We start from the raw sequence: 17,905 nt of genomic DNA, 5'->3' as shown, positions 1-17,905 counted from the left end.
GGAGCGGGACCCACCCGTTCGTGCGATCCCCCGGCCGGGAGGACACCACCCTCCCGGCCGGGGGCGCGCTCAGCGGCGCACGGTCACCGAACCGGTGAGCGGGCCGAGCCGCACGGTGTGCGTGCCGCGGGCCAGACCCGGCAGCTCGAAGGTGACGCACGCGGTCTGGCCCGGCCGGACCGGCACCGGCCGTTCGGCGGTGACCACGCCGTCGACCCACAGCACCGCCTGGTAGGACCCGGCCAGTTCACCGACGTCCTTCACCGACGCGCTGATCTGGGCGGGCGACCGCCCGTGGGCGTCCTCGGTGCGGAGGTCGGACAGGGCGAAGCGCGGCGCGGGACCGGGGGCCCGGTCGCGGACGAAGATGTCCGAGCGCCCGTTCGTGTCGTCCTCGACGAGGTTCGCCGCCTCGCTTTCGAACGCCACGTACTTGCCGTCGGTGCTGATGGCCGGGAAGTCGCTGTAGGAGTCGCCTTCCTGGCCGCCGAGCGCACCGGAGACCTTGTCCGTCTTCGCCGTGCGCAGGTCGCGCACGAACACGTCGGACGCCCCACCGCCGTCGCCGGGCACGAGGTTGCCGGCGAAGCTGAAGAACGCGACCGCGGTCCCGTCCCCGCTGATCCGCGGGCTCGCCGTGTAGGAATCGGCCCCGCCGGTCCCGGTCGCCGCCTGCGACACGAGCGTGGTCGTGCGCCCCTGCCGGTCGTAGACGTAGACCTGCGAGGGCCCGTCGGCCGGGCTGACCGCGTAGGCCACCTTCCGGCCGTCCGCGCTGAGCGACGGCTGCGTCGCCTCCGCCCCGCCCGGCGCCGGGATCACCTCCGTGGTCCCGGTCTTGCGGTCGCGCACGAACACGTCGCGGTGGGCGTTGCCGCCCCCGGCCACGAGGTTTTCCGCGCCGCTCTCGAACGCGACGAACCGGCCGTCGCCGCTGACGCTCGGCTCGAGCGAGTCGCCGTCCGCCCCCGCGCCGCCGAGGCCCGCCGAGACGAGCTCGGTGGTCCCGGCCACCCGGTCGCGCAGGAAGATGTCCTGCTTGCCGTTCGCGTCTCCCGGCACCAGGTTCGTGGCCTGGCTGACGAAGACCGCGTACCGGCCGTCGGTGCTGAACACCGGCTGCCCGGACAGCCCGTCGGCCGGCTTCTCCTCCGAGGACACCGAAACCAGCTCGGTCGTGCCGGTCCGGCGGTCGCGGGCGAACGAGCCCGGGATCCCGGTGCCTTCGCCCGGCACCAGGTTCGTCGCGCCGCTGAGGAAGCCGACGTACCGTCCGTCGGGGCTGACGGTCGGGCTGATCGACCACGCGTTCGCCCCGGTGCCGTCCGAGGCCACCGAGATCCGTTCGATCGCCCCGGTGCGCCCGTCCCGCGCGAAGATGTCCATGTCGTCGTTGGTGTCACCGGGGACGAGTTCGCCGGACGCGCTGGCGAACGCGATCACCCCGGCGTCCCCGCTCATGGCCGGCCAGAAGGTGTGGTCCCGGATCTGACCGCCGTCCCGGGTCACCGAAACCAGCTGCGTCGCGGGCGGCCGGGGCAGCGCGAAGTCGGCCGTGGCGGGCCGGTGGCCGCCGGTCACGACGACCTGCCGCGGGGCGGTGGCCGAGATGCCCGCCGCCGAAGCGGCCACCCGGTAGCTGCCCTCGGGCACGTTCTGGACGGTGTAGTGGCCGGTGCCGTCCGAGACGGCGGTGAGCTCGTCGAGCACGTCGAGCACCCGGACCGTCGCGCCGGGCACCGTCGAACCGGTCGGCCCGTAGGCGACGCGGCCGCTGATCGTGCCCCGCGGGGTCGGTTTCAGCGTGACGCGCAGCGCCGTCTGCTTCCCGGTGGCCACCGCCACCCGCACGCGCTGGTCGTGGTACCCGAACCGGGACAGGGTGAGGTCGTAGGTGCCGGCGGGCACCCGGATCTTGAAGTGCCCGTCGGCGTCGCTGGTGTACGAGCGGCCGGTGGCCGCGACCGTGATCGTGGTCTTGGCCAACGGATCCTTGCCCGCGGTCACCGTGCCGGTGATGCCGCTCGCGAGCCGCGCTTCGGCGACGGCGGCGGCCGCGTCGATCCGGCCCGCGCCGAAGCGGGTGTTCGGCCGCGCGCCGTAGCGGTCGTCGAAGAACGACGTGCCGGTGAGGATTTCCAGCGTGTCGTCCGGGGTCAGCTTCGGGTTCGCATGCAGCATCAGCGCGACCGTGCCCGAGACGTGCGGGGTCGCCATGGACGTGCCGCTCAGCAGCCCGTACTCGCCGCCGGGAAGGGAGGACAGCACGTCCACACCCGGCGCGGAAAGGTCGGGCACGACGTAGCTGTCCGGCCAGCTCGCCGGCGCGTCCGCCCAGTCCTTCTTGCGCACGACGCCGCCGCACGAGAAGTCCGGCACGTTGTCGCCGTCGTCCGTCGCGCCGACCCCGGTCGACTCGAAGACGTTGCCGGGCGCGGCCGAACCGCCGGGGACGCATTCGTTGCCGATGGCGAACGCGGGGAACGCGCCGGCCAGGTAGATGTTGCGGGCGGGCTCGACCATCTCGCTGCTGTAGCCCTCTTCGCCGAGCGACATGCTCACGACGTTCGCGGGCTTGCCCGCCGGTTTGCCGTCGGCGTCGTACGGCGCGATCGCCCACTGCATCCCGGCGATCACCTGCGTCAGCGTGCCGGAGCCGCCCGGGATGACGAGCCCGGCCATCAGCTCCGCGCCCGGGGCGACGCCGATCTGCGTGCCCGAGCTGTGCCCGCCCGCGATGGTGCCCGCCACGTGGGTGCCGTGGTAGGAGCTGTCGTGGGGCGTGGAGTGCACCGGGGAGCCGTCGGCGGCGAACTCGAGCCAGCCACCGGGGTGCTCCGGGTTCGCCGGGTCGGCGCTGACGAGCTTGCCCGCGAGGTCCGGGTGCTGCGTGTCGATGCCGGTGTCGAGGATCGCCACCCGCACGCCGGCGCCGGTGGTGCCGTCGGCCTGGACCCGGTCGGCGCCGATCTTCGAGACGCCCCACGCGACGGCGGTCTCGGCTTCGGCCTTGGCCTGCTTCCGCTGCGGCTCGGTCGGGGTCTTCAGCGTGAAGTTGGGGATGACGCGGTCGACCAGCGGCAGCGCGGCGACGGCGTCCAGGGTGGCCGGGGTCGCCCGGACCAGCACCATGTTCTTGAGCCAGAAGGTGTTCACCACCTGGTCGCGGCGGGCGCCGACCAGGTCGGTGACCGGCGCCTGCATGGCCTTCGCCGAGTCGGTGAGCGTCCGGCGCGCGGCGTCGGGGGAGGACGGTGCGAGGCCCCGGTCCTTCAGCACGACGACCGCCTCGAAGCGCGTGCCCGGACCGGACCGGGCGCCGGCGATCCGGTCGAGCAGCTCCTGGGCGATCTTCTGGTGCGCGGCCGGCGGGGGCGCGGCCGCGGCGGCGGTCGCCGCCGGCAGGGCGCCGAGTGATCCGGCGGCGACGAGCACCGCCAGGACCAGTCGGCGGCCACGCGTCCGCGAGGCGGACAGGGACATGGGAGACTCCTTCGTTCCGTCAGGGTTCCGGCGGACAAGCGAGACGGCGCGCCCCGAGTGAGGTTGCGCGCCGTCGACGTCAAAACGGTGCATCAGTGATCAACACATGACAAGGTCATGGCGGCGGCGGATTCCGGTCAGCTGTCCGGAACCCGACAGGGAAGGGGGCAGCGGGTGCTGGAGCCGATCGGGCTGGGCGACGCGGAAGAAGCGACCTACGACGCGCTGGTCCGGCGCACCCGGGCGACGGTCCCCGAACTCGCGCAGGACACCCGCTCTTCACTGCCGGTGACGCGGCGCGCGGTGCGGACGCTGGTCGAGCTGGGCCTGGCGACGCAGTCGGCCGGGCGGCCGTCGCGCTACGTCGTCGTCCCGCCGGACCGGGCCATCGAGGCCGTGCTGCGCGAACGCGAGGCCGCGCTGCGTGACACGCGCCGCCACATCGGCACGCTCATGGAGATGTACCGCGCGAGCACGCGGTTCGCGCACCCCGGGGAACTGGTCGAGGTGATCACCGGACGGGACGAGGTCAACGAGCGCTGGGGGCGGATGCAGCAGGACATCCGGGTGCAGATGCGCGGGTTCGACCGCCCGCCGTACGCCGCGCCACGCGGGGCCTCGGACTCGAACGAGGTCGAGCTGGGGCTGCTCGGACGTGGGGTGAAGTGCCGGGTGGTCTACGACAAGAGCGCGCTCGAGCTGCCCGGGCGCATCGACGACATCGAGCTCGGGATGCGGCACGGCGAGCAGGCCCGGATCGACGGCGACGTCCCGATGAAACTCGCGATCGCCGACGACCGGCTCGCGATCATCCCCCTGATGCGGCCCGGCGACCCCGCGCTCACCGCGTCGTACCTCATCCACCCGTCACCGTTGCTGGACGCCCTGATCGCGTTGTTCGAGGCGGTGTGGAGCCGCAGCGTGCCGGTGCGGTTCGGCTCCACCGAACCCGGCGAGCTGTCCGCGGACGAAGCGAAGCTGCTGATGTTGCTGGCCTCCGGCGCGACCGACCGGGCCGCCGGGCGGGCGCTGGGCTGGAGCGAGCGGACCGTCCAGCGCCACGTCACCAAGCTGATGACCCGGGTCGGGGCGCAGACCCGGTTCCAGATCGCGATGGAGGCCACCCGGCGCGGCTGGATCTGAGCACCTGCCTAGTCGGCGTCGAGCCGGTTCAGTGCGGCGCTGAGGAAGGCGTCCCGCCGTTGTCCGAGGAGGTCAGCGTCGAGGTCCGACCGGCCCTGGTCGTGGAGCGCCGGCACGCAGAACGCCATGTCGGCCAGGGTGCCCAGCGCCGCGACGACGTCCCAGTAGGCGACGTGCGCGGCTCGCCGGCCGGCCGCGAGCTGCCAGCCCGCCAGGACCTCCTCGGCCGCGGGTGGCCCGAACATCAGGGGCCGCGTCGAAGCGTGCGCTGCCGAGATCGATTCCCGGCGATCCGGTGCCGGCGCAGTCCCAGTCGACCAGGCCGGTGCAGTGGTCACCGGACCAGAGGGTGTTGCCGAACCACAGGTCGCCGTGCACGAAGACGGTCGGGCCGCCGGGCACGGGCACCTGTCCGAGGCGTTGTTCCGCGGCCGTCAGCAGCGCGGTGGTGCCCTTTTCCCGCCGTTGGGCCGCGAAGTCGACGTCGGCGATCGAGCGGGTCCGCAGTGGCAGCGCAGCCCGGGGCGTCAACGGAACTGCCTGCAGAGCGGCGGCCGCGGTCCCGAGGCCCCGGAGCCGCTCGGGGGAGGCGACCGAGGGGATCCGGCTGCGTCCGGGCAGGACGGTGGTCAGCACCGCGAGAGCGCCTGCCGCGGAACCGTCGAGATCTTCGGCGATCAGCCTGGCCGCGGGCAACCGGTGGGTTCCGGCGACGCGCAGTGCCGCGACCTCGGTGGCGAACCGCTGGCGGTGGTCGGGATCGGTGGGGTCCCCGAGCCGCAGCACGGCCGCGTCGACGCGGCTGCCCGGTTCGAAGGTCAAGGACCAGGGATTGGCTCCCTGGCGCAGGCCGGTGGCGGTGGCCACTCGGGCGCCGCCTCCCACCGCGTCGCTCAGCCAGCGCCGGACCTCGTCGGGCAGTTCGTGCACCGTGCTCACACCCTCCGGCTACTTCTTGAGCCGGCGGCTGCCGGCGTGCCAGTCCTCGGTCTTGCCCGTCTCGCTCGCGGAGACGCCGAAGGACGGCAGCTGCGGTTGTTCGCGCAGGCTGCGCTTCAGCTCGGCGAAGCCGGGGAACCGGGCCAGGCCGACGACGTGGTCCCACAGCTGCGTGGCCTGCCCCTCGTCCGGCAGCCGGCTGATCACCGGTCCGAAGAAGGCGACGCCCGCCGGGGGTTCGAAGTGGAGGATCGGCGTGCCGACGTCCTTGCCCGTCAGCGAAAGCGCTTCGTCGGACTCGGCCTGGATCTCGGCGTCGCGCGAGGTGTCGTCGAGCGCGTCGGCGAGCGACGTCGGCAGGCCGGCCTCGGCGAGGGCGTCGGCCGCGAGGTCGGGAGTGCCCTGCCAGCCGGGAGCCCGGCCTTCGTCCGGGCCTGCTTCGAAGATGCGCTCGCCGAAGGCGGCGTACAGCGGCCCGATCGCCTCCCGGCCGTGCTTTTCCCGGGCCGCCGAGGCCACCCGCAGCAGCCGCAGGCCCGCGGTGTGCTGGGCGGGGTACTCCGGCGGGAAGTGCGTGTCGTAGTCGAGGTGCGCGTTGATCAGGCGCAGGGAGATGAACCGCCAGTCGACGGAGTAGTCGCGCTGCGCCTGGACCAGCCGGATCCACTTGCTCGTCATCCACGCGAAGGGGCAGATCGGGTCGAAGTAGAAGTTGATGTCGGCGTTTCCGGTGCTCATGTCACGATCCTAGGCAGCCGAACCCGGCCTCATCGCGTCCTGTGCCGTGAGACGATCAAGGGGTGAGCGGGAAGGCGATGACCGGACGATTCGTCCGGTACCACGGTGCCGACTACCGGCTGCGCCACTCGGCCGGGAAGTGGTGGATCGCGGCGGACCACGCGGTCGACGAGTCGTTCACCCAGCGGGGGCGCCGCTACTTCGTGCGGCCGATCACCCACGACGACGTGCTGGACTGCTACGACGTCGCCCGCCCCGGTACCTACCGCGGTCTGCCCGTCGAGGTCGGGCAGGGCGCCCCGGGCGGCTACTGGGTGACCGCGCGCGACTCTAGCGCGGTCGACGAGGGTTTCGAGCGGGACGGTCACCGTGGTCCGTTGCAGAAGCTGGTCGCCTTCGAGGACGCGGAGCTGCGGTTCACCACCACGGTCACGCCGGTGCCGATGCCGTGGAAGGTCGCGTACGACTGGGAGCTGTTCACCGAACGGCTCACGGACGCGGTGCGCGACGTGACCGATCGGGTTTTCCTCATCGTCCACGCGGCGGCCGATCCGAGGCGGTACGTGCAGTTCGCCGGCTCGGCCGACCGGCTCGACGCGGAAGCGCCGGGGACGGACGTCGTGGCGGATGCCGAGGAGTTCCAGCTGCGCAGGTTCGCATGGGTCGAACCGGGCGTCGCGCAACCCAACTGGACGTCGTCGCTTCGGCGGCCCGCGCGCACGGCCGAGTACGCACAGCTGGCGCAGCGCTGTGTCGCGGCCCTTCGCCAGGCGTACGGAATCGCCGGCCCGGACGAACTCCGGTACCGGGCGTGGCGCGAACCGGCCGGCGCCGAGGCCACCGCGGTGGAGTTGCCCGGACTCGGGCTCGGCTGAGCCGCCGGCGCTCAGGTGGTGGCCGGCTGGTGGGCGGCCGCGTAGTGGGCCGTGCCGATCGCTCCGGCGACGGCCAGGACGAAGCCCGCGACCGCCGCGGTGGTGAAGCCGGCCCGGACGTGGTCGTTCAGCAGCGTCACGCCGATGATCGAGGACACCGCCGTGTTGGTGGTGAACATGATGGCGGTGACCGCGGTGGCGCGGCCGCGTTGCAGGGCCAGCGCGAACGCGATCGCCGCGACGAGGCCGTTGGCGATCATCGCCCAGATCGCCGGCTCCAGCACGAGGCGCCAGGCCGGGCCGGACGCGTCGAGCGTGCGGGCGGAGACTCCGACGGCGCTGAACCCCAGTCCCGCGCAGAACCCCAGCACGACCGGTGGCCACCGGCCGTCGAGGCGCTGGACCGTGAACGCGACCGCCGCGATCACGACGGCCACGCCGACCAGCAGGAGCTTCCAGCCGGTCGGCAGCAGCTGCGCCGGCCCCGGATCGGCGGACAGGCCGAGCAGGACCAGGCCCGTCGCGCCGACGCCGAGGGCGGCCCAGCCGGCGCCGGCCAGCCGGACGCCGAGGATCGCCGAGATCGTCGCGGTGACGCCGACGCTGAAGGCGAGCACCGACTGGACGAGGAACAGCGGCAGCCGGTGCAGCGCGGCGGCGGCGAAGACGAACCCGAGCAGGTCCACCCCGACCCCGAGGAAGTAGAGCGGTTGCCGGCGCAGCGCGACCAGGTCCTGGGGCGAGCCGCCGTAGGCACCGGCCCGGCGGACGCCGGCGGACTCCAGGATGGAGCCGCTGCCCGAGGCGACGGCGGCCAGCACGGCGAGGACGTATCCGAGGATCACGGCCCGAGTCTTCCAGCTCGCCCCGGAGCGACCTCACCTCGGCGGCCACTTCGGACGGCCATCGGGCACTCGGCAACCTCCGTGGCGCCCGAGCTGCTGTGGTCGGCGAGGTGCGGGCTTCCGGACCGTTCCCGTGCCCGGCCGGTTTGTGTCACCCGGCCTGGGCCACGGTGGCGGTCGGCCAGGTGCCGTCCTCGACCAGCCGGTGGGTGACCCGGACGATCTCGGTGGCGGCGACCTCGGCGGCGGGCGGGATGCGGCCGGCTCGGGGCAACGCCAGGACGATCGTGCGGGAGATCGCGGGATCGACGATCGGGCCGCCCCGCAGCCGTCCGGCTGCCACGTCTTCGGCGACGCCGGCAGCGGGAAGGACGCTCCAGCCGGTGCCGACGGCCACCAGCTTCTTCTGCACCGGCATCGAATTGGTCTGGCACGCGATCCTGGGCGCGACGCCGAGCGCTTGGTCCACGAGGGTGCGCAGGCCGTGGCCCGCGACCGGCAGGATGAGCCGGTGCTCGCACACCCGGTCCCAGGTGAGCGCTTCGTGGCCGAGTTCGGCGTCCGGGGGAGCGATCGCCCACAACGCTTCGCGCAGCAACGGGGTGACGGCGATCGACGGCGTCGAGTTCACGTTGTACAGCAGGCTCATGTCCACTTCGCCGTCGTCGAGCCACTGCCGCAGGTGACCGGAAAACGCGCTCAGGATCCGCACCTCGATGCCCGGGTGCCGGCGCCCCAGTACCTCCACCAACGGCGCGGCCACGAGTTCGACGGTGCTTTCCAGCAGCCCGATCGTCACGATGCCGCGCACGTGCTCGCGGTCCGGGCGGATCTCGGCGCGCGCCCGGTCCAGTTCGAGCAGCGCGCGTCTCGCGCGCTCGGCGAGGACCTCGCCCGCCGCGGTGAGGGTCATCCCCTGGCGGCTGCGCTCGAAGAGCGGGACCCCGACCTCGTCCTCGAGGGCGCGGATGTACCGGCTGACCGCGGGCTGCACGACGTGGAGCAGGCGCGCCGCCTTGGTGACACTCCCGGTATCGGCCACGGTCACCAGGGCCAAGAGCTGCTTGAGTTCCACTCGTCCTCCTATGCCGGACCGCTCTAGGGATATCACGAATCAGCATTTCCCTCGACTTGTCATAACGAGTCAGGATGACGGTCATGTACGAACTCAGCGCAGACGAGACAGCGATCGTCGACGTCGTCCGCGAGTGGGTCGACCGTGAGGTCGAGCCCGTGGTGCAGGACCTGGAACACGCCGACACCTACCCCGAAGCCCTGATCGAGCAGATGAAGCGGATGGGCATCTTCGGGCTCGCCGTTCCGGAGCCGTGGAACGACGCCGGGGTGTCCACGCCGTGCTACGCGGCGGTGACCGAAGAGCTCGCCCGGGGGTGGATGAGCCTGGCCGGGGCCATGGGCGGGCACAGCGTCGTCGCCAAGCTCCTGCTGCACTACGGAACCCCGGCGCAGCAGGACCACTACCTGCCGAAGCTCGCCACCGGGGAAATCCGGGCGACCATGGCGCTCACCGAGCCCGGCGGCGGATCCGACCTGCAGGCCATCCGCACCGTGGCGCGAAAGGACGGTGACGACTACGTCATCAACGGCTCCAAGACGTGGATCACCAACGCCCGCCGCGCCCAGCTGGTCGCGCTGCTGTGCGTGACCGACCGGAGCGCCGAGCCGAAGCACCGCGGGATCAGCATCCTGCTGGTCGAGAAGGGGCCGGGTTTCGAGGTGTCCCGCGATCTGCCGAAGCTGGGTTACAAGGGCGTGGAAAGCTGCGAGCTGTCCTTCACCGACTTCCGCGTGCCCCGCAGTTCGTTGCTGGGCACCGTCGAAGGCGAGGGGTTCGCGCAGATGATGCGCGGGCTCGAGATCGGCCGCATCCAGGTGGCGGCGCGAGCGCTCGGCGTCGGCGGGGCCGCCCTCTCGCGCGCGATCCGCTACAGCCAGGAACGCGAAAGCTTCGGGCAGCCGATCTGGCAGCACCAGTCGATCGGCAACTACCTGGCCGACATGGCGACCGGGCTGACCGCGGCCCGGCAGCTCGTCCAGTACGCCGCCCGCCGGTACGACTCCGGCGAGCGCGCGGACATGGAGGCGGGGATGGCGAAGCTGTTCGCGTCGGAGACGGCCATGAAGATCGCGCTCGACGCGGTGCGGATCCACGGCGGCTACGGCTACTCGACGGAGTTCGACGTCGAGCGCTACTTCCGCGACGCGCCGCTGATGATCGTCGGCGAGGGCACCAACGAGATCCAGCGGAACGTCATCGCGCGTCAGCTCATCAAGCGGAACCCCGTCCGATGAGCCCCGCGGCCACCTGGCTTTTCGTGTCCGGCAACGTCTCCGGGCGCTTCGCGAAGGCGGCGGCCGCGGGCGCGGACGCCGTCGTCGTCGACCTCGAAGACGCGGTACGGCCCGAGGATAAGGACGCCGCCCGGGCCGAAACGCGCCGCTGGCTGACCGGCGGCGAGGCCTGGGTTCGCCTCAACGCCGTCGGGACGCCGTGGTTCGACGCGGACGTCGAGGCCGTTGCCGGTGCGACCGGGCTGCTCGGCGTGCTCGTGCCCAAGGCCGAAGACCCGGCGGCCTTGGCCGCAGTGTCGGCGCGGCTGGGCATCGCGGTGGTGGCGCTGGTCGAGACGGCGGCCGGGCTGCACCGCGTGCACGACGTCGCCACCGCGCCCGGGGTGACCCGGCTGGCGTTCGGCTCGCTCGACCTGGCCGCCGACCTCGGAGCCGACGACACCGCCGAGGCGATGCTGTTCGCGCGAAGCACGATCGTGCTCGCCTCTCGCGTGGCCGGCCTGCCGGCGCCGATCGACGGCGTCACGACGGTCGTCGACGACGCCGACGCGGTCACCACGGCGGCCCGTTACGCCCGGAGCCTCGGCTTCCGCGGCAAGCTCTGCATCCACCCGGCCCAGATCGCGCCCACGGCCCGAGGCCTGGCGCCCGGCGCGGACGAAATCGCGTGGGCCCGTGCGGTGCTTCAGGCGGCCGAGGGATCGGCAGGCGCTGTCACCGGTCCCGACGGGCGAATGATCGACAAGCCGGTGCTCGACCGGGCCCGTGCCCTCCTCCGGCCCTGAAGTGCCGGGTACGAAAGGCTTTCCATGCTCCCTCTCGAAGGCACGACCGTCGTCGCGCTGGAACAGGCGGTCGCCGCTCCCTTCGCGACCCGGCAGCTCGCCGACCTCGGCGCCCGCGTCATCAAGGTCGAACGTCCCGGTGCCGGGGACTTTTCCCGCGGCTACGACCGGACGGTCCACGGCGACTCCAGCTACTTCGTCTGGCTCAACCGCGGCAAGGAGTCGATCGAGCTCGACATCAAGGACCCGGCCGACCGCCGGGTGCTCGACGCGATGATCGCGGCCGCCGACGTCGTGGTCCAGAACCTCGCGCCCGGCGCGGTGGACCGCCTCGGCCTCGACGCCGCGACCCTGCGAGCCGCCCGTCCCGACCTCGTCCACTGCTCGATCTCGGGCTACGGCCCCGGCGGCCCGTATGAGGCGAAGAAGGCCTACGACCTGCTGATCCAGTGCGAAGCGGGGCTCGTCGCCGCCACCGGTACGCCGGAGCAGCCGAGCAAGGCCGGGATTTCGATCGCGGACATCGCGACGGGCATGTACGCCTACTCCGGCATCCTCACCGCGCTGCTGCGCCGAGCCGCCACGGGTGTCGGCGCGACCGTCGAGGTCGCCATGCTCGATGCGCTGGGGGAGTGGATGGTGCAACCGGCGTACCACGCGGTCTACGGCGGTTCGGAAACCCGCAGGACCGGGGCGAAACACGCGTCGATCGCCCCCTACGGTCCATATCGGACCGGCGACGGCAACCAGGTCTTCCTCGCCGTCCAAAGCGACCGCGAATGGGTTCGCCTGTGCCAAGAGGTGCTTCGGTGCCCGGACCTGGCCGGCGACCCGCGGTTCGTCCACAACCCGGAACGCGTCGCCCACGACCACCTGATCGGGCCGCTGATCGAGGCGGCGTTCGCCGCGTCCGACGCCGACCAGGCCGTCGCACTGCTCGGCGAGGCCGGGATCGCGTGCGCCCGCCTGCGTGGGCCGGGTGAGCTCCTCGACCACCCGCAGCTCGCCGCCCGGGATCGCTGGCAGCGGGTCCGGGCCCCTGGTGGTGCCGTCCGTGCTTTGCTTCCGCCGGTCGACATCGACGAAGTCCAGCCGGTGCTGGGCTCTGTGCCCCGGCTCGGCGAGCACAACGACGCCCTCCGCACCGAATTCAAGGAGGTCATCCCGTGACCGAACACACCGAAGTGCTGCAACCGGAGCCCGCCGTGGCGCTGGCCCGGCTGCTCGGCGTCGACCTGCCGGACCTGGAGGAGGACGGGCTGCCGCTGCTGTGGCACTGGGTCTACCTGCTCGATTGGCCGCGCCAGGCCGATCTCGGGCCGGACGGGCATCCCGTGCGCGGGGTCGTCCCGGCGCCGGGCCGCCGGCGCATGGCGGCCGGGGGCCGGGTCGCCCGGACGGGTTCACTGGTCGTCGGCCGGGCCGCGACCCGGCGCACCGAAGTCGTGTCGACGACGGACAAGACGGGCCGCTCCGGCCCGCTGACCTTCGTCGTCGTCCGGCACACCATCAGCCAGGACGGCGAGGTGAAGGTCGTCGAAGAGCAGGACATCGTCTACCGCGACGCCGCAGCCGCGCCCACCTCGGCGACGACGTCGGCCCCGGTGCCGCTCGAAGCGGGCGAGCGGGCGTTCCCGGTCGACCCGACCGTCCTGTTCCGTTTCTCGGCGTTGACCTACAACGCCCACCGCATCCACTACGACCGCGACTACGCCCGAGACGTCGAGGGCTACCCGGGGCTGGTCGTCCACGGACCGCTGCAGGCGCTGGCGATGGCGGAAACCGTCCGGGGAACCGGGGCCACGGCCACCGCGATCGAGTACCGCGTCGTCGCGCCGCTGTTCGACCACCAAGGTCTGGTGGTGCGCGCCACCGGCGGCGGGGTTTCCGTTCGTGACCACAGTGGCCGGATCACCGCGACCGGCCAGGTCGAAACGCTTACCGGAGAAGGGAAAACACCATGAAGGCCGCCATCGCCCGGCAGGCCGGCGTCGTCGAGATCGACGACGTGCCGCGTCCCCCGATCGGCGAAGGGGAGGTCCTGGTCCGGCTGCGGGCCGCCGGGCTCAACCGCGCCGACGTGCTCGTCCGGGACGGGCGGTTCGCCGAACAACCGCCGTTCCCGATCATCCTCGGTGTCGAAGGTGCCGGAGACGTCGCGGCGGTCGGCAGCGCGGTCACGAACGTCGAGGTCGGGCAACGCGTGGTCGTGCTGCCCATGCTGGGTTGCGGCGTCTGCGATGCCTGCCGGTCCGATGTGGACAGCCGCTGCCGCGAGCTGAAGTTCTTCGGCGAGCACACGGACGGCACCTACGCCGAATACCTCGCCGTCCCGGCCCGCAACGCCGTTCCCGCACCCGAGTCCCTGACCTACGTCGACCTGGCGGCGAGCCTGCTCGCGTACCTGACGGCCTGGCACATGCTGGTGACGCGCGGCGGCCTGCAAGCCGGCGAAACCGCGCTGGTCGTCGGCGCCGGGAGCGGCGTGGGCACGGCCGCGGTGCAGTTGGCCGCGGCTCTCGGCGCGCGGGTCATCGCCACCACCGGCACCGAAGACAAGCGGGACCTGTTGCGGGAAATCGGCGCCGGCGAAGTCGTGAACTACCGGCAGGTGCCCGGATTCGGCGCCGCGGTCCGCTCGCTGACGGACGGGCGGGGCGTCGACCTCGTCCACAACTCGGCGGGCGGGGCGACCATCCAGGAGTCCATCCGCGCGCTGCGCGCCGGTGGCCGGCTGATCGGCATGGGCTCGCACTCCGGTCCGCACGCCGATATCGACCTGTACAGCCTCTACCGCCACGAGATCGACTTCCGCGGAGCACACGCCGGGGACCTCCGCGAAGTCCCCGACGTCCTCGCCCTGCTCGCCGCGGGGAAGGTGCGGCCCGTGGTCGACTCGGTGTTCGGCCTGGACGACCTGGCCCGGGCCCACGAACGCCTGGTGAGCCCGGACCGCTTCGGCAAGGTCGTGGTGACGATCGGCTGATCAGCCGATCGCCTTGTCCTTCGTCTCGGGCATCGTCAGGTAGACGACCAGGCCGATCGCGGCGGCGATCGCGCAGTACAGCCACACCCACGTCCCGAGCCCGTGGGTGGTCAGCCACGTCGTGAGGTACGGGACGGTGCCGCCGAACACCGCGACCGACAACGCGTAGGGGAGACCGATGCCGGTCGCCCGTACCTCCGGCGGGAACTGCTCCGCCATGACGGCCGCGACGTTGGCCGAATAGCCCAGCAGCAGGACCAGCCCGGCGATCTGGATGAGGAGCAGCAGCCGGAAGTCACCGTTCAGCAGCCGGAACGCGGGCCACGCGAGCAGCAGGAAGCCGCCGGCGAACGCCACCAGGGTGGGCTTGCGGCCGATCCGGTCGGACAGCAGCCCGGCGAACGGCAGGAGGACCACGAAGGTGACGAGCCCGATGACGTTCGCCAGCAGCGCCTGGTTGAGCGGGATGTGCGTGGCCACGGTCGCGTAGGTGGGCAGGTAGGTCAGCCACATGTTGTAGAGCACGACGCCGGCGATGTTCAGGCCGAAGACGCGCAACGCCGCCTTCGGGTGCTCCCGGAGCATCGTCACCAGGGCGTTGCGCCGGGGGCCGCGGGCGCGGTGGAACGAAGCCGTTTCCTCGACCGAGCGGCGCAGCCAGAGCCCGATGAGCCCGAACAGCGAGGCGACCACGAACGCCAGGCGCCAGCCCCAGCTGTCCACCGCCTGCCGGGGCAGCGCCGACGTGACGATCGCGCCCATGCCCGAGGCGATGAGGATGCCGGCGCCGACCGACACCTGCTGCCACGAGCCCGCGAACGCGCGGCGGCCGGGGCCGGCCGACTCCACCAGGAAGGCCGACGCCGAACCGAATTCGCCGCCGGCGGCGAAGCCCTGGGCCATGCGCGCGATGACGAGGATGATCGGTGCCGCGAGACCGACCTGGGCGTAGGACGGCGAGACGCCGATGACGAACGTCGCCGCGGCCATCAGGCCGATCGTGAACACGAGGCCCTTCTTGCGGCCGTGCCGGTCGGCGTACGCACCCATGATCGCGGCGCCGATGGGCCGCACGACGAAACCGACGGCGAAGATGGCCAAAGTGGACAGCAGCGCCGCACTGTCGTTGCCCGGCGGGAAGAAGTGGTGCGCGAAGACGGACGAGAACGTCGTGTACACCGCCCAGTCGATGAACTCGACGGCGTTGCCGATGCTGCCGGCGACGAGCGCCCGGCGGTTGCCCCGGCCGGTTGTTTCCGCCTCCGTGCCAAGCCGAATGGATTCCATGGTCGTTCTCCCTCAGTTCCCGGAGGCCGTCAGCCGGGCCCGGATCGGCGCGGACCGGGCGACGTCCGCGATCGTGAGCGCCATCGCCAGGCCGCCGTCGCGGACGAACCGGTCGCCTTCTGCGCCACCGGCCGCGGCCGCGAAGGCGGCGGTGTGGTTCCCGTCCTCCGCCGGGAGGTCGAACGACAACATCGGGTGCAGCGCGGGAATCACCTGCGAGACGTTGCCCATGTCGGTCGAGCCGAAGAGCTTGTCCGGGTAGTCCGGGAACGTGCGGCCCAAGGTCTTCGCGTGGGTCTCGAACAGCGCGGCCAGGTCCGGGTCGTGCCGGAACTCGCGGTACAGCGACGGCTGGGTAGTGAAGTCCACGGTGGTCCCGGCCGCGAGCGCGCCGGCTTCGAAGCACCGGCGGACCCGGGCCCAGACCTCGTCGACTTCCGCGATGGTGTCGCAGCGGATCATGCACTCGGCCACGACCCGGTCGGGGATGACGTTGACGGCCGAACCGGCCTCCGGCACGACGCAGTGGACCCGGACGCCGTCACGGAGCTGCTGCCGCAGCAGTCCGATGGCGGTCTGCGCGACCACCACCGCGTCGGCGGCGTTCAGCGCGTTCCACGGTCGTGACGCGTGGCCGCCCCGGCCGGTGTACTCGATCCGCCACGACCGCGAGGCCCGGAACTGGGGACTGACGACGTCCTTCAGCGACGGGTGCACCATCATGGCCGCGTGCGTCCCGGTGAAGACGCCGCGGTTGACCATGATTTCCTTGCCGGTGCCGCGTTCCTCGGCTGGAGTGCCGAACATCTTGAGCGTCAGTCCCAGCTCGTCGGCGAACGGCGCCAGGGCCAGGGCCGCGCCCACGGCCGCCGCGGCGATCGTGTTGTGCCCGCAGCCGTGCCCGATCCCGGGGAGCGCGTCCATCTCGGCGCAGATGCCGAACACCAGGTCACCCGAACCCACCGAGGCCACGAACGCCGTGGGCAGGTCGGCCACCCCCTTCTCGACGGCGAATCCGTGCCGCGCCAGGACGTCGGTGATGGCCGCGGAGGTCCGGTGCTCCTCGAAGGCGAGCTCCGGGTCGGCGTTGATGACGTGCGACAGCGCCAAGACGTCTTCGAGGTGCCGGGCGAAAGCGCTTTCGATGTCGGTCATCGCCACACCTCGCCCAGCAGCCGCAGGATGTTGCCGCCGAGCACGGCGGTGATCTCGTCGTCGCGGTACCCGTGTTCGACGAGCCAGCCGGCGATGTGGCGGAAGTTCTCGGTCGGGTTCTCGAGCCCGTCGACGTGGCCGACCCGCTCCCACTCGAGGTCACCCGCGTCGAACACGGTGGAGGAGCCGATCACGTCGCTGATGGCCTTCTGGAAGGCGGCGTGGTCGCCGTAGAGCGTGTCCGGGCCGAACGCGACGTGCTCGATGCCCATCAGCTCGACGGCGTGGGTGAAGTGGTCCATCACCGACTCGATCGACTGCGCCCGGTGGTCGTAGGACAGGGTCGTGTGCGGCGCCGCCTCGATGCCGAGGACGCCGCCGCGCTCCGCGCACGCCTTGAGGACGTCGTCCGGTTTCATCCGGGCGATGGGCCAGACGGCCCGCGCGCCGGCGTGCGTGATCGCGATGGGCTTGGCCGACGCCTCGATCGCGTCCAGGCTCGTCCGGTCGCTCGCGTGGGAGACGTCGATGAGCATGCCCACGGCGTTCATGCGTTCCACCGCGCGCCTGCCGAAGGCGGTCAGGCCGCCGTCGAGCCGCTCCTTCTGGCCACTGCCGAGCGTGTTGGCCTCCGCGTAGACCAGGCCCATCTGCCGGATGCCCAGTCCGTAGAGGACGTCGATGCGGTCCAGCTCGTTCTCGATCATGCCGGCGGACTCGGTGCCCATGACGAAGGCGACGTGCCCGTCGTGCTGGGCGTCGAGGATGTCTCCGACGGTGCGGGCGACGACGACGCCGTCCTGGTGGGCGAGGTCGGCGAGCCGCAGGCCGAGCGTCGTGATCAGGTCGTCCCACTTCCAGCCCGCCCGCCGGGTGCTGCCGATGACGCCGAACCAGTTGTCGAAGACCGCGGTCAGGCCGGCCCGGCGCAGCTCGGCGAACGCGGTGAACTCGTGCTTGGCCCGCAGGAAGTCGGCGGTGTCCGCGAAGTCGGCCGGCAGCAGCTGCGGGTGGTCGTGGAAGCTGATCGTGACGTTGTCCGCGAGCAGGCGCTCGACCCGGGCGTCGTCCGAACCGGCGGTGAAGCGGCTCCGGCGGGCGCTCGGATCGGCCAGTTCGACGGCGGGGAAGTCGGTTCCGCGCCGGAGGTAGGGGAAGGACTCGTAATCGCCGGGTTTGGCGGCGGGGCTGTACATCGGAAACACTCCTCTGCGGGCTTGGGTAGGTGGCCGGGGGGGGGGGGGGGGTTTTTTGGGGTGTTAAAAAAAAAAAAAAAAAAAAAACACACCCCCCCGCCGCGGGGGGGGGGGGGGGCGCAGAGGCGGCGGGGGGAGGACACCCCACCCGGGCGGGGGC

Annotated in this window: 15 protein-coding genes and 1 pseudogene; 7 read left to right on the top strand and 9 right to left on the bottom strand. The window is 72.2% G+C overall.

The genetic code is table 11. From position 1 onward, the window contains the following. Nucleotides 1–69: 69 nt before the first annotated feature. Complete coding sequence (locus SD460_RS44185) at nt 70–3,483, bottom strand: S8 family serine peptidase (RefSeq protein WP_318307695.1); 3,414 nt, start codon at nt 3,481–3,483, stop codon at nt 70–72. A gap of 174 nt (nt 3,484–3,657) precedes the next feature. Here SD460_RS44185 and SD460_RS44180 point away from each other — a divergent pair, with 174 nt between their 5' ends. Beyond that, entirely contained in the window at nt 3,658–4,626 is a 969-nt protein-coding gene (locus tag SD460_RS44180) for a helix-turn-helix transcriptional regulator (protein ID WP_290058408.1), read from the top strand. 8 nt (nt 4,627–4,634) lie between these two features. Here the strand turns inward: SD460_RS44180 and SD460_RS44175 are convergent, their stop codons facing one another. From SD460_RS44175 to SD460_RS44165, 3 genes and pseudogenes are all read right to left on the bottom strand, one after another. Next, complete coding sequence (locus SD460_RS44175) at nt 4,635–4,871, bottom strand: hypothetical protein (RefSeq protein WP_290058434.1); 237 nt, start codon at nt 4,869–4,871, stop codon at nt 4,635–4,637. Between the two features lie 49 nt (nt 4,872–4,920). Then, nucleotides 4,921–5,412 (bottom strand): annotated as a pseudogene (locus SD460_RS44170) (aminoglycoside phosphotransferase family protein); the annotation flags it as partial. A 162-nt stretch (nt 5,413–5,574) separates the two neighbouring features. Then, a complete protein-coding gene (locus tag SD460_RS44165; protein ID WP_290058409.1) occupies nt 5,575–6,303 on the bottom strand; it encodes a mycothiol-dependent nitroreductase Rv2466c family protein in 729 nt (242 codons plus the stop codon). Nucleotides 6,304–6,380: 77 nt separating this feature from the next. Between SD460_RS44165 and SD460_RS44160 the strand changes: the two genes are divergently transcribed. Further along, nucleotides 6,381–7,178, top strand: a complete 798-nt coding sequence (locus tag SD460_RS44160; RefSeq protein ID WP_290058410.1) for a TY-Chap domain-containing protein — start codon at nt 6,381–6,383, stop codon at nt 7,176–7,178. An 11-nt stretch (nt 7,179–7,189) separates the two neighbouring features. Here SD460_RS44160 and SD460_RS44155 read toward each other — a convergent pair whose 3' ends face one another. Together SD460_RS44155 and SD460_RS44150 are read right to left on the bottom strand one after the other, a co-directional pair. Next, nucleotides 7,190–8,023, bottom strand: coding sequence for a hypothetical protein (locus SD460_RS44155; RefSeq protein WP_290058411.1), 834 nt, complete (start codon nt 8,021–8,023; stop codon nt 7,190–7,192). A gap of 151 nt (nt 8,024–8,174) precedes the next feature. Then, on the bottom strand, nt 8,175–9,098 hold the full coding sequence (locus SD460_RS44150; protein WP_290058413.1) for a LysR family transcriptional regulator: 924 nt from the start codon (nt 9,096–9,098) through the stop codon (nt 8,175–8,177). Nucleotides 9,099–9,181: 83 nt separating this feature from the next. On the opposite strand from SD460_RS44150, the gene SD460_RS44145 reads away from it, so the two are divergent. The 5 genes from SD460_RS44145 to SD460_RS44125 are packed head-to-tail and all read left to right on the top strand — an operon-like array spanning nt 9,182 to nt 14,107. Then, nucleotides 9,182–10,336, top strand: a complete 1,155-nt coding sequence (locus SD460_RS44145) for an acyl-CoA dehydrogenase family protein (RefSeq protein WP_290058414.1) — start codon at nt 9,182–9,184, stop codon at nt 10,334–10,336. Continuing rightward, on the top strand, nt 10,333–11,121 hold the full coding sequence (locus SD460_RS44140) for an HpcH/HpaI aldolase/citrate lyase family protein (RefSeq protein WP_290058415.1): 789 nt from the start codon (nt 10,333–10,335) through the stop codon (nt 11,119–11,121). Before SD460_RS44145 ends, SD460_RS44140 begins: the two co-directional genes overlap by 4 nt. A gap of 24 nt (nt 11,122–11,145) precedes the next feature. Further along, a complete protein-coding gene (locus SD460_RS44135; RefSeq protein WP_290058416.1) occupies nt 11,146–12,291 on the top strand; it encodes a CaiB/BaiF CoA transferase family protein in 1,146 nt (381 codons plus the stop codon). Then, entirely contained in the window at nt 12,288–13,085 is a 798-nt protein-coding gene (locus SD460_RS44130; protein WP_290058418.1) for an HTD2 family dehydratase, read from the top strand. The genes SD460_RS44135 and SD460_RS44130 overlap by 4 nt, the downstream gene beginning before the upstream one ends. Beyond that, nucleotides 13,082–14,107, top strand: coding sequence for an alcohol dehydrogenase catalytic domain-containing protein (locus SD460_RS44125; protein WP_290058419.1), 1,026 nt, complete (start codon nt 13,082–13,084; stop codon nt 14,105–14,107). The genes SD460_RS44130 and SD460_RS44125 overlap by 4 nt, the downstream gene beginning before the upstream one ends. On the opposite strand, the gene SD460_RS44120 is transcribed toward SD460_RS44125, so the two are convergent. The 3 genes from SD460_RS44120 to SD460_RS44110 are packed head-to-tail and all read right to left on the bottom strand — an operon-like array spanning nt 14,108 to nt 17,745. Continuing rightward, on the bottom strand, nt 14,108–15,394 hold the full coding sequence (locus tag SD460_RS44120) for an MFS transporter (protein ID WP_290058421.1): 1,287 nt from the start codon (nt 15,392–15,394) through the stop codon (nt 14,108–14,110). 12 nt (nt 15,395–15,406) lie between these two features. Further along, nucleotides 15,407–16,549 (bottom strand): M20 family metallopeptidase, encoded by a 1,143-nt coding sequence (locus SD460_RS44115; protein WP_290058422.1) that lies wholly within the window; start codon nt 16,547–16,549, stop codon nt 15,407–15,409. Further along, nucleotides 16,546–17,745 carry a dipeptidase gene (locus SD460_RS44110; protein WP_290058423.1) on the bottom strand — a complete coding sequence of 400 codons (1,200 nt, stop codon included), beginning with the start codon at nt 17,743–17,745 and terminating at the stop codon, nt 16,546–16,548. The genes SD460_RS44115 and SD460_RS44110 overlap by 4 nt, the downstream gene beginning before the upstream one ends. Nucleotides 17,746–17,905: the final 160 nt, after the last annotated feature.

Origin of the sequence: Amycolatopsis solani (genome assembly GCF_033441515.1) — a bacterium.
GTDB classification, from domain to species: Bacteria; Actinomycetota; Actinomycetes; order Mycobacteriales; family Pseudonocardiaceae; genus Amycolatopsis; species Amycolatopsis solani.
Note: the sequence above shows the minus strand (reverse complement) of the source record. Positions and strands in the feature narration are given on the sequence as shown.

Excerpts from the sequence above, each read along its gene's own strand:
- SD460_RS44160 (WP_290058410.1), top strand. The coding sequence starts at position 6,381 with ATGACCGGACGATTCGTCCGGTACCACGGTGCCGACTACCGGCTGCGC.
- SD460_RS44185 (WP_318307695.1), bottom strand. The coding sequence starts at position 3,483 with ATGTCCCTGTCCGCCTCGCGGACGCGTGGCCGCCGACTGGTCCTGGCG.
- SD460_RS44165 (WP_290058409.1), bottom strand. The coding sequence starts at position 6,303 with ATGAGCACCGGAAACGCCGACATCAACTTCTACTTCGACCCGATCTGC.
- SD460_RS44120 (WP_290058421.1), bottom strand. The coding sequence starts at position 15,394 with ATGGAATCCATTCGGCTTGGCACGGAGGCGGAAACAACCGGCCGGGGC.
- SD460_RS44115 (WP_290058422.1), bottom strand. The coding sequence starts at position 16,549 with ATGACCGACATCGAAAGCGCTTTCGCCCGGCACCTCGAAGACGTCTTG.
- SD460_RS44125 (WP_290058419.1), top strand. The coding sequence starts at position 13,082 with ATGAAGGCCGCCATCGCCCGGCAGGCCGGCGTCGTCGAGATCGACGAC.
- SD460_RS44140 (WP_290058415.1), top strand. The coding sequence starts at position 10,333 with ATGAGCCCCGCGGCCACCTGGCTTTTCGTGTCCGGCAACGTCTCCGGG.
- SD460_RS44110 (WP_290058423.1), bottom strand. The coding sequence starts at position 17,745 with ATGTACAGCCCCGCCGCCAAACCCGGCGATTACGAGTCCTTCCCCTAC.
- SD460_RS44175 (WP_290058434.1), bottom strand. The coding sequence starts at position 4,871 with ATGTTCGGGCCACCCGCGGCCGAGGAGGTCCTGGCGGGCTGGCAGCTC.
- SD460_RS44135 (WP_290058416.1), top strand. The coding sequence starts at position 11,146 with ATGCTCCCTCTCGAAGGCACGACCGTCGTCGCGCTGGAACAGGCGGTC.
- SD460_RS44145 (WP_290058414.1), top strand. The coding sequence starts at position 9,182 with ATGTACGAACTCAGCGCAGACGAGACAGCGATCGTCGACGTCGTCCGC.